The sequence below is a fragment of the Sphingomonas sp. PvP055 genome (assembly GCF_040546365.1).
GTDB lineage: Bacteria > Pseudomonadota > Alphaproteobacteria > Sphingomonadales > Sphingomonadaceae > Sphingomonas > Sphingomonas echinoides_A.
This window is the reverse complement of sequence record NZ_JBEPNS010000002.1, coordinates 240306-250784: the sequence shown is the minus strand read 5'-3', so window position 1 is coordinate 250784 and position 10479 is coordinate 240306. Positions and strand designations below refer to the sequence as shown.

Here is a 10479-nt window from a genome sequence, read left to right as displayed (position 1 = left end):
ACTCGCCTTTGAGCCCGCGCAAGGGATCCGCTGTTTTGGTATCGAGACGGGGGCCTGCCAATTGCAGGTCGCGGGCAAGTCCGCGCCAATATCGCTAGTCGCCGGCGACGTGGCGCTGATGACGGTAGGGGGAGCGGTGCTCCAATCCTCCGACGCGGCAATACCGGTTGATGCGTTTGCTCTGATGACAAGTGTACGGGCCGGGCAGATCGTCGTCCTGAACGGAGGTGGCGAATGTCGCGGGCTAGGCGGCTTTTTTGGGCTTGGCGGGGTCCAAGCCAAAACGCTGCTCGACGCCATTCCAGCGATGATCCACGTCGGTCCTGGTGCAGGCCGAGAGGCATTACTGACCGGGATGCGACGTCTGATGATCGAATTGAGCGATCCTCAGCCAGGCAGTGCTCTTCTGGCGGGCCATCTTGCTCAAGCACTACTGGTCGAGGCTCTACGTGAACATCTGAAAAGCGGTCAGTCTACCAGTGGCTGGTTAGCAGCGCTTGCTCATCCCAATTTACGGCATGCCATGGCCGCGGTGCATAACGACGTCGCACGTCATTGGTCGATTGGCGACATGGCCCGGGCGGCGGGAATGTCGCGATCAAGCTTCGCCTCGCACTTTGAGAGGGTCACTGGCGCAACGCCAATGGCCTATCTGACCCGCTGGCGCATGATGCTGGCGTCAGAACTTCTAATTAGCACCGGCATGTCGCTGCCTGCCGTTGCGGCTTCGGTAGGTTATGAATCGGAGAGCGCATTCGGGGCTGCTTTCAAGCGTATCACCGGTCATTCGCCACGCAGGGCCGGGAAGCAACCTCGCAGCTTGCTGTCCGCGCCTAGGCCTTAGAACCAGAAGTTCGAACACCAAGGAGTACGGAGGCGAGCTGGAGCATGAAATCCGGTTGGAAACCATGGTATCGTTCGTCCTTTCAGATCTTGAAACGATCTGCGGTCACGCCGGAGGCTGCGCATAGGAGCGTAGTTCATCGACGATCGAATGCCGCGACGGGCGCCAACCAAGCTCGAGCACGGCGCGTTGGCCGGAGACTACCTGATCGCATGCGATCGCATCCGCGAAGCTTCCTAGCACCTGCCGAGCTTCCTCCAGTGGCCATTCCGCTAACTGGCCCCCGGCACCTGCTCCCTCGCTGGCGGCCCGTGCAATTTCGATCAGCGGAATAGCGGCGCCGTGAGCCCCGTTGTAGATCGATGCGGCAGGCGCCTTCTCGAGCGCGAGCAGATAAAGGTCCGCTAGATCGTCGGCATGGATGCACGTCCAACGATTCTGGCCGTTGCCGACGTAGCGCGCAGCCCCATGCTCCTGGGCTGAGCTGAACATCATCATCGTGGTCCAAGCATGATTGCCATACACCCAGGCAGGACGGAGAATGATGCCGTGCACGCCACCTGCAGCAGCTTCGAGAATTTCAGCCTCGAGCCTCTGGCGGAAGCGCACCATCTCGAGTGGATGCAATGGGCTGTGCTCGGTCGCGGCCGTATCGCCGGTGGCACCGTACAAGAAGCAGCCGCTCGTATACAAAAAGCGCTTGGTCGTGCCGCGCAACGCATCGAGGATCGCTCGAACTGCGACCTGATCATAGGCCGCACTATTCTGGTCGTTCGGCGATGCGGCGTGAACGACGGCGTCGACGCTGTGGACCGCGTTGACGATGCTATCTGCATCCTCCAGATCACCATAGGCTGCCTGATAGGCCATGCCATTCAGCTTGGCCGCGCTTGCCTCTGAACGCGCTAGCCCGACGACGTCGTGCCCCGCCGTGGCCAATCGACGTGCGACCGCACCACCGATCAATCCCGTAGCCCCCGTTACCAAAACACGCATGTCAGCACCTCATTAGCTCTATGCCAAGAACTAGAGCGGAACGGTGGGCCTGCGTGAAATCACGAGAAGTGATACGGTATGATCGGTTTGGTCGATGACGTCAGGCCGACGCTGCGATCCGGGCAATACAGTCGCGCAGCCATACCGTGGCCGGGTGATCATCCACCCGACGATGCCACATCATCGCTAGCGAAAAGTCGGACACCGCGATCGGTGGCTCATGGACGACGATGCCCAAACTGGCCGCAGCGAACCGCTTGGCGACCCGCGAAGCGAGCGTAGCGATGAGATCGGTCTCGGCGACGACGAACGGGGCAACCAGGAACTGCGGCAGGCTTAGCACGACGCGGCGCGTCAGCCCGAGCACGGCGAGCTTACGGTCCACCACCCCTGTGCGGTCCCCCTCCGGCGATACCAGGAGATGGGGGGCCGCCGCGAACGTCTCGATGTCGGCATCTTTTGCAAAGGCTGGATGGCCGGGGCGCGCAATGCAGGCAAAGCCTTCCCGAAGGAGCAGGCGTGTCATAATGCGTGCCGAAGTGTCGACGGGGACGCTGAGTGCAAGGCTTGCCTCGCCACTGTCGAGGAGGTCGACGACTTCATCCTTGCCGAAAATGCCGCGGATCCGCAGCTCAAGACGAGGCGCCTCAACCGCCAGCCGTGCCAGCAGGGGAGGTAATAGGACAAAGGCAGCGTAGTCAGTCATTGCGATCGTCACGATGTGATCGGCTAACGCAGGATCGAAGCCATCATCTTGCAAGACCGATTGCATGAGCTGGAGCGAAGATGAGATCGGGCCTGCTATATCATCAGCCCGCGGTGTCGGCAGCATCCCCGTTGGCGACCGTACGAACAATTCATCGTCGAACACCTCGCGCAATCTGGTGAGTGCACCGCTCATGGCAGATTGGCTTAGGCCGATGCGCTGGCCAGCACGTGTTACGTGGCGCTCCGCATACAGGGCATCGAACGCCTTTAGCAGATTCAGGTCAAAGCCCGCTACATTCATTCGAGAGCCATAGGAGAATGAGGTCAGCCGGGAAAGCGATCGGAAATAATCTTGATCCCGCCCTTCTGTAAGAGAACGGCCTACCGGGGGCGGAAGCCAGTCCCCGTTGCTGTGTTCGCTGCGATATGAACGAACGGCTGAAGTTGGGCAGCCGGGAATAGCTCGCAAACGTCCACAAATGGGTCTCCTCGGCGGAAGGACAAGGCGGCTGCCCTCGCCCAATCGCGGACATTTCGACGACCCGGGGGTGACCGCGTCCTAACGGCCGGTTAGGTGAGAAGGCTAGTGGCGATCGGAAGTCGATCAGCCGCAAGGAGAGCCCGCATGCTTTTTCACACAATGGTCGGATCGAACGATATTGAACGGTCGAAGCGCTTCTACGACACGGTGCTCGCCACTTTGGGGGCAGGCGAAGGGACGCGGAACATTGCCGACAGCGGCCATACACGGCTGATCTATAATAATGGCAACGGAACCAATTTCATCGTCAGCCAGCCGATTAACGACGAACCGGCAAGCGTCGCCAACGGCAGCACCGTCGCCTTTTCGTGCAACTCGCTTGAACAAGTGAAGCAGCTTCATGATACCGCGGTCACCAACGGTGGCACCTCGATCGAAGCCCCGCCCGGCCCGCGTAATACGGCATCGCTGGGGACAGTCGAACTTGCCTATTTTCGCGACCCAGACGGCAACAAACTATGCGGAATTCATTTCCCTGCCTGATCTGTCCGGCACGGGTCCGCTTTTGACCCTAGCGGACCCGGATTTTGCGATCGCGCGAATGTCCGCTTTCCTCCGAATGCCGGACAACCGGTCGGCCAGCTCGGCTAAGTATGCTCCCAATTGCGAACTGAACGAATGGCAGAAGCTGGGAAGCGGGTAGGGCATCCGGAATGACCGGTTGTGGGTCCTTCCTCCAACGCCGTTTGAACCATCGCGCCGATAGGCTTTCTGGATGCTGGGCTGTTCTCGGGAGCTGATCAAAAGCCTACGCCTGGAGGCGTGCGGCGATCAAAGCTTCAACTTTTGGGCAGTTGCGTTTGAAGGGCGCTTCTTCGGTGCCGAAACCAGTCGGCCACTTTCCGCTATCAGAGAAGAGATTGTGTCCCTCGGCGTGGTGATGTGTGTCGCAGAGATGTTGGATCAAATGTCGCTGATTTCGCCGCGCGACCTGTATGCCATCCGGCCCCGTCACCATGTCGTTGTATGACGGCCGCAGCGTATGGTGCACGTTACAGGCAGGAAGATTGCAGCCGTCGCGCTCGCACTCGGTACCCGCAGGAATGTATCTCCAGCCGGTGCGTTCAGTTGAAATTTCTTCCTGATCCATGGCCGGTATCTCGGCAAGGAGGTGTTACGATTTTCCTAAATTAACAACGCTTTGGTACGTTGGAGATAAATGTGAACGAGAGTCCGCTTCCGAGAAGTGGGCATCGCACTGCGCGTGACCGGGATTGGGTCAACGTGCCGCTTCAGTCGCAAGCGGCATATTAGCCGAGTGCGCAACCTCGAAAACCAGAAAACCCGCGCTAACGTTATGCCGGTGCGACCCCGTCCGCGCTGACCAGTTCGGCACCGACAAGTGTGCCGATCAGCCTTACCCGCTTCTCAACTAGGTCCACAGGCGTACGCTGCAGTTCAAGTTCATAGCGTCCGCCTGCGTCGCGTCGCAGGTAGAAGGCGCCCCCATCCCGAAACAAAGTGCCGGTTTCGTCGATACGGGTTCCAATTTTAATACCGAGCTTCCCGATCCTGATGCGACCTTTAGAATTGGATTAGCGATCATGTTCATGGCGCTTGCGATCGGCTTTACGTGCGCGGCTGATCAGCCGTCCTTCTCGGCGCGCTTGCGATCAGCCTTTTTCGCGCGACGGATGGCGGCGGCATGCTGACGGGCGCGCTTCTCCGAAGGCTTCTCGTAGTGCTTCCGGAGCTTCAGTTCGCGATAGACCCCTTCGCGCTGCAGCTTCTTCTTCAGGAAGCGAAGTGCCTGATCCACGTTGTTGTCACGTACGATGATCTGCATGCTGGCTTTCTCAAGATGTCGTTTAGCGCCGAAGACGCAGCTCGCTCTATGGTCCGGGGCCCTTCAAGCCAAGACCGGATGCGCCGTACCGGTGCCTATCATTAACGTGGATCGGCAACGTGAACAGATGTCTGAAGTTGGGGATCGTAAAAGCACAGCTGGACGTCGCCTTCTGGGTCTTGGCCGCCTTCCCAAAACGCCGTGTCTGAAAGTGCCTTACGTCTTCGCAACTCCGTCTATGCGGTACGGCTTCCGGAAAGGCCAACTGGGGACGGTTTCAAAAAACGGCTCCTAGCGGGGCATCAATGCGCTAGACGCCACCCACTCTCGCCATCGGTTCTCATATGGAATGCGCTCCTGCGACGGTAGCCGGTTCAGCCGACGTTGCGTCAGAAACCATGCAACCCCTAGTATTCCGGTCGCAGCAAAGGAGCGCTGGATATGAAACGTCGAAAGCTGATCCAGACAATTGCCGGCATCATGGCTGTAAGCGCCTTCGCGCCAGCGGCTTTGGCTAAGGCCACTCATTCCGGCAGGCTTCTGTCCATCAACGGCAGGCAGCTTTGGATTGACGACAGCGGACCACGCGATGCACCCGCACTCCTCTATGTCCATGGCGGGCCGGGCATCGGAGCGCTCGACTTCGAACAGTATATGAAAGGCCCGCTTCAAAATCAGGTGCGCTTGATCAGCGTGGATCAACGCGGCGTTCTGCGATCCTCCCCCCTGCCTGCGAGAGCAAAGGTGACAGTGGATGACCTCATCGCCGACTTCGAGGCGATCCGGTCCGCGTTGGCGATCTCCCGTTGGCAGGTACTAGGGCACAGCTTCGGCGGTATGGTCGCCCTTCGCTATGGACTGGCCCATCCGCAGCGGGTGGAACGGCTGATACTGGAATGCCCTTCGATCGATCTAGCCAGTTCGTTTCGTTGGCTCTGCTCGGCAGCGGCGCAATCGCTCAACGGTCACGATGTCGCCGCGGCCGTTCGAGCGGAACGACTGGCCGATCCGGCAACCCCGTTCGACGACGAGTTCATCGAGACGATGGATCGAACTCTGGCGGCGTTAGGCGAGCGTCGCCAGGACCTTTACGTTCGCGCCACCAAAAACCGCGACATCTTTTCCCGGCTCGCTGCGACGTCAGATTTGCCGGAAGCCCGCTGGTCGCAAGGTGCAGTTCCCGGCAAAGCTTTGCTGACGGAACCATCGACCCGGAAACCGATGCTGTCGTCAATCGCACAATGGAAGAAACCGATGCTGTTGGTGCGGGGAGACGGCGACCATGTCACGAGTCCCCAGGAGCTCGCCGCGGTCCAGCAAGCCCGAGGCAAGATCGTCACCGTACCCGACGCAGGTCATTTCGTGCATGTCGAACAGCCCGCCGTCTTGGCCAATTTGATCGTAACTGGTCATCGCTGACGCAACGGGAGGCTAGTAGCGGCTTTCCAAAAATTCGCTTACTTCTAAGGAAAGGTGGCGGGTAGCGGGCAGGCCCGCGGGTCAGCACTTCCTCCGCCGCCAACATGAATCGATGGCGGAAGGTGGGGAGCCAAAAATAAGCCGGGAATGACCGGATGTGAGTCGTAGAGGTTGAAGGGCAGAGGATCCGCGTCCGCCCACCTGGCGCCATTCACTTAAGGAGCTGGCGTAGTCATAAGCGGACCATCGTTAACGGTTGGGTCCCGTAGGTATGTCTCTCATCAATCGGTTCGAACTCTCGGTGCCCTTCATCCAAGCGCCGATGGCGGGGGTCGCCACACCTTCGTTGGCGGCAGCCGTATCCGAGGCAGGAGCCTTGGGGTCGATCGGCGTGGGCGCGACCGACGCCGCCGGCGCACGGGCGATGATCGAGGAGGTGCGCAGCCGCACGACCCGCGCGTTCAACGTCAACGTCTTCGTCCACGCTGGCGCAAAGGCCGATCTCGCACGGGAAGCGCAATGGTTGGATTGGCTTGCCCCGCTGTTCGCCGAGTTCGGCGCAGAACCCCCGACGGCACTCAGGACCATCTACAAGAGCTTCGCGGATGATCCCGACATGGTGGCGGTACTGCTCGACCTCGCGCCGCCAGTGGTCAGCTTCCACTTCGGGTTGCCGTCCACCGACGTGCTCTCGGCGTTGCGAGTGCGCGGTATCTACCTCATGGCGACCGCAACCAGCCTCGACGAAGCCCACGCGATCGAAGCGGCGGGGATCGACGCGGTGGTCGCGCAGGGGATCGAGGCTGGCGGGCATCGGGGTGTCTTCGACCCCACCGCGCCCGACGACGCGCTCGGCATGTTCGCGCTGACCCGACTCCTCGTGCGCAAGACCAACCTACCGGTCATCGCAGCTGGCGGGATAATGGACGGCGCCGGCATTGCCGCGGCGCTCGACCTGGGCGCATCGGCAGCGCAACTGGGAACTGCCTTTGTCGCGTGCCCGGAATCGGCCGCAGACGATGCATACCGGGCGGCCCTTACCGGTGAGGGCGCTTACCACACCGTCCTTACTTCGCTTATTTCTGGTCGACCCGCGCGTGCGCTGGCCAACCGGTTCACGGCTCTGAGTCAGTTGGTCGATGAACGCCGGCCGCCTGATTATCCTATCGCCTATGATGCGGGAAAGGCCTTGCACGCGGCTGCCAAGGCGCAAGGCGAGCACGGTTTCGGGGCGCAATGGGCAGGGCAAGGTGCGCCGCTTTCTCGTGCCATGCCGGCAGCAGCCTTGGTCAGGGTGCTGCGAGAGGAATTTGAATTGCGACGGATGAGAGGCTCGGTGGAGCGTTGCAACGTTCCTTGATCGGAATGGCCGTTTCCCCACTCGAAGCCTTCTAAGTAGGCCGTCCAGCGTACGGAATAGGGCCGTACGGTCGAGATGAACCAATGGCCGAAGTTGGAACACAAAAAATGGGTCGTGGATGGCCAGGAATGGGTCCTAACGGCTGTTTGTCGATCCATCGTGCCGCCGGCCAGCCGGGGTTCTTACAAGCATGCGTGCAAAGAAATCTTTCTGATACGCGGGCGAGCAGCTACCGTCGTCTTAAACACATACCGTTTAACACGAGTAGCTTTGCCTCATGGATGATCGACGATCCTGCCTGATGGGCGGCGGTGAGGCTGGCGCGTTGCTGCGGACGATTGATTGGGTGAGTAATCCGCTCGGGCCAGTGGAGAAGTGGCCCGTGTCGCTGGCATGCGCAGTCCGTATCGTCCTTGGCTCCGAGTTTCCGATGATGCTCCACTGGGGGCAGGAGCTGATCACTGTATACAACGATGCCTACGCGCCCAGCCTGGGGCGTAAGCATCCCGGCAATCTTGGGCGACCCGCGCGTGAATGGTGGGGGGAGATGTGGGATCAGCTGACCCCCATCTTCGACAAGGTGCTCGCAGGCGGATCCTACTTCGTCGAGGATGCGCGGTACACGCCTGACCGGTCCGGTATGCCGGAGGACGCCTACTTCACCCATTGTCACAGCCCTTTGTATGATGATGAAGGGGAGGTCGCTGGCATCTTCCTGGTAGTGACCGAGACGACACGCCGGGTGGCAGCGGAACGAATGCTGCAGGAGAGCAACAGGCGGCTTGCGGTCGAGAACGCGGCATTCCGGGCCAGCGAAGCGCGGCTGGGCGCTCTCGTGACTGCCTCGTCCGAGGTGCTCTACTCGATGAGCGCTGACTGGGGCGAGATGCGACAACTGTCCGGCGGATCGTTTCTCGCCGACACCAGCACCGCCAATCCGAACTGGCTGGCAGAGAATATTCCTGCCGACCAGCATTCTCTCATTCAGGCGGCGATCCGAGAGGCAATCGAGGGCAAGTCGCTATTCAATCTGGAACATCGCGTCCGCCGTGCGGACGGCGGTACTGGCTGGACGCTGTCGCGGGCGATGCCGCTGTTCGACGCAGATGGCGGAATCACCGAGTGGTTTGGCGCCGCTTCGGATGTCACGGAGCGCAAACGTCTTGAGACTGAGCTCCGGGATCGAAACGAACAACTGGCAACCGACGTCACGCTACGGACCGCAGAACGCGACAGGATGTGGGAGACATCTCCCGACCTACTGTTGGTGATCGACTTCGAAGGCGTGTTCCGAAAGGTGAACCCCGCATGGAGCGTCATCCTCGGGTACAGCCCTGAAGAGCTGGTAGGCCATCACGTCAACGAGTTCGTGCTGCCCGAGGATCACACGAAGACGGTGAAAGCCTACAGCGCTGCCACCTCTAGTGTGCAGCCGGCGCTGGAGAACCGATACCGCCACAAGGACGGTTCGCTTCGCACGATCTCTTGGGTTGCCGCTCCAGCTCATGATCTAATCTACGCTACCGGCCGCGACGTTACCGAAGCCCAGGAAGCCGCGAAGGCGCTTCGGCGAGCCGAGGAACAGCTTCGCCAGGCGCAGAAGGTCGAGGCGGTGGGACAGCTGACCGGGGGCGTGGCACACGACTTCAACAATTTGCTCACGGTGATCCGCGGTTCTGTGGATTTGCTACGCAGGCCCGGTTTGTCGGACGAGAAGCGTGAACGCTACGTCAGCGCCATTGCTGAGACGGCGGACCGTGCGACGAAGCTGACGAGCCAACTGTTGGCGTTCGCTAGGCGTCAGGCGCTCAAGCCGGAGGTGTTCGACGTCGGCGATAGCATACGCGCGTTGGCGGGCATGGTCGGTACACTGGCGGGATCAAGGATCACCATAGCCACCGAGCTTGGCGAACGCCGCTGTTTCATCAATGCAGATCGAAGCCAGTTCGATACCTCGATCGTCAACATGGCAGTGAATGCTCGTGATGCCATGTCGGGAGAAGGCAAGCTAACGATCGCGGTTGCACAGGTCACGGGGATGCCGGCCCTGCGGACCCATCCTGCTGTTCCCGGCGAATTTATTACCATCTCAATCACCGATAGCGGCACCGGGATCCCCGAGGACAAGATCGACCGTATTTTTGAACCCTTCTTCACGACCAAGAGAGTCGGTGAGGGGACGGGCCTCGGCCTGAGCCAGGTATTTGGGTTCGCGAAGCAATCCGGGGGCGACGTTGTCGTGGAGAGCACGGTAGGTCATGGAGCAACCTTCACGCTATACCTGCCGCGCGCGGTGGAGCCGGAAGCCCTAGAAACAGCCGTTAACAATGAAGCGGTGCAAACAATTGGAGAGGGGGCCTGCATCCTCGTCGTCGAAGATAACGTTGAGGTGGGTACGTTCGCTACGGCGGCTTTGGGTGAACTTGGCTACGAGACCGTTCTGGCGATGGACGGCCCCAGCGCTCTTGTGGAGCTCGGGACGAATGGAGAGCGGTTCGACGTCGTCTTCTCCGATGTCGTGATGCCTGGCATGTCAGGAGTTGAGTTGGCCCAGGAGCTTCGACGTAAATACCCGGCGCTGCCGATCATTCTGACCAGCGGCTATAGCAACGTTCTTGCCAAGAATGGGACCGACGGCTTCGAGTTGCTGCACAAGCCATATTCGATCGATGAGCTTTCCCGTGCGCTGCGCAAGGTTTCCGACCGACGGAAGCGTAGCCTTTGATCAGACGCTCCGCGCTCGCGGGGTCGTCGATCCCCGTGCTCCCCTCGACCGACGGGCCCGCCTTCCCTTGTGGGTGATCACGTACACTTAGGAGTCCAGC

General features: G+C 60.4%; 10 protein-coding genes. 5 read left to right on the top strand and 5 right to left on the bottom strand.

Annotated elements, in window-relative coordinates; genetic code table 11:
- A partial coding sequence (locus tag ABIC16_RS19880) for a helix-turn-helix transcriptional regulator (RefSeq protein ID WP_354292582.1) occupies positions 1-844 on the top strand: 844 nt, incomplete at its 5' end.
- 105 nt (positions 845-949) lie between these two features.
- Here the strand turns inward: ABIC16_RS19880 and ABIC16_RS19875 are convergent.
- Together ABIC16_RS19875 and ABIC16_RS19870 are read right to left on the bottom strand one after the other, a co-directional pair.
- Entirely contained in the window at positions 950-1840 is an 891-nt protein-coding gene (locus tag ABIC16_RS19875; RefSeq protein ID WP_354283659.1) for an NAD-dependent epimerase/dehydratase family protein, read from the bottom strand.
- A 100-nt stretch (positions 1841-1940) separates the two neighbouring features.
- Positions 1941-2849, bottom strand: coding sequence for a LysR family transcriptional regulator (locus ABIC16_RS19870; protein ID WP_130327342.1), 909 nt, complete (start codon positions 2847-2849; stop codon positions 1941-1943).
- A gap of 324 nt (positions 2850-3173) precedes the next feature.
- Between ABIC16_RS19870 and ABIC16_RS19865 the strand changes: the two genes are divergently transcribed.
- The gene (locus ABIC16_RS19865; RefSeq protein WP_354283661.1) at positions 3174-3572 is read left to right on the top strand and encodes a VOC family protein; all 399 of its coding nucleotides are present in this window, start codon (positions 3174-3176) and stop codon (positions 3570-3572) included.
- Positions 3573-3837: 265 nt separating this feature from the next.
- Here the strand turns inward: ABIC16_RS19865 and ABIC16_RS19860 are convergent, their stop codons facing one another.
- The 3 genes from ABIC16_RS19860 to rpsU all read right to left on the bottom strand — a co-directional run bounded on the left by ABIC16_RS19860 (position 3838) and on the right by rpsU (position 4875).
- Positions 3838-4179 carry a hypothetical protein gene (locus ABIC16_RS19860; RefSeq protein ID WP_354292581.1) on the bottom strand — a complete coding sequence of 114 codons (342 nt, stop codon included), beginning with the start codon at positions 4177-4179 and terminating at the stop codon, positions 3838-3840.
- 205 nt (positions 4180-4384) lie between these two features.
- Complete coding sequence (locus tag ABIC16_RS19855) at positions 4385-4549, bottom strand: DUF5818 domain-containing protein (RefSeq protein ID WP_502958365.1); 165 nt, start codon at positions 4547-4549, stop codon at positions 4385-4387.
- Positions 4550-4674: 125 nt separating this feature from the next.
- The gene (gene rpsU, locus ABIC16_RS19850) at positions 4675-4875 is read right to left on the bottom strand and encodes a 30S ribosomal protein S21 (RefSeq protein ID WP_354292580.1); all 201 of its coding nucleotides are present in this window, start codon (positions 4873-4875) and stop codon (positions 4675-4677) included.
- 441 nt (positions 4876-5316) lie between these two features.
- Between rpsU and ABIC16_RS19845 the strand changes: the two genes are divergently transcribed.
- The 3 genes from ABIC16_RS19845 (at position 5317) to ABIC16_RS19835 (ending at position 10379) form a co-directional block, all read left to right on the top strand.
- A complete protein-coding gene (locus tag ABIC16_RS19845; RefSeq protein ID WP_354292579.1) occupies positions 5317-6294 on the top strand; it encodes an alpha/beta fold hydrolase in 978 nt (325 codons plus the stop codon).
- Between the two features lie 271 nt (positions 6295-6565).
- Positions 6566-7654, top strand: coding sequence for an NAD(P)H-dependent flavin oxidoreductase (locus tag ABIC16_RS19840; RefSeq protein WP_354292578.1), 1089 nt, complete (start codon positions 6566-6568; stop codon positions 7652-7654).
- A gap of 301 nt (positions 7655-7955) precedes the next feature.
- The gene (locus ABIC16_RS19835; RefSeq protein ID WP_354292577.1) at positions 7956-10379 is read left to right on the top strand and encodes a hybrid sensor histidine kinase/response regulator; all 2424 of its coding nucleotides are present in this window, start codon (positions 7956-7958) and stop codon (positions 10377-10379) included.
- The last annotated feature ends 100 nt before the right edge of the window (positions 10380-10479 follow it).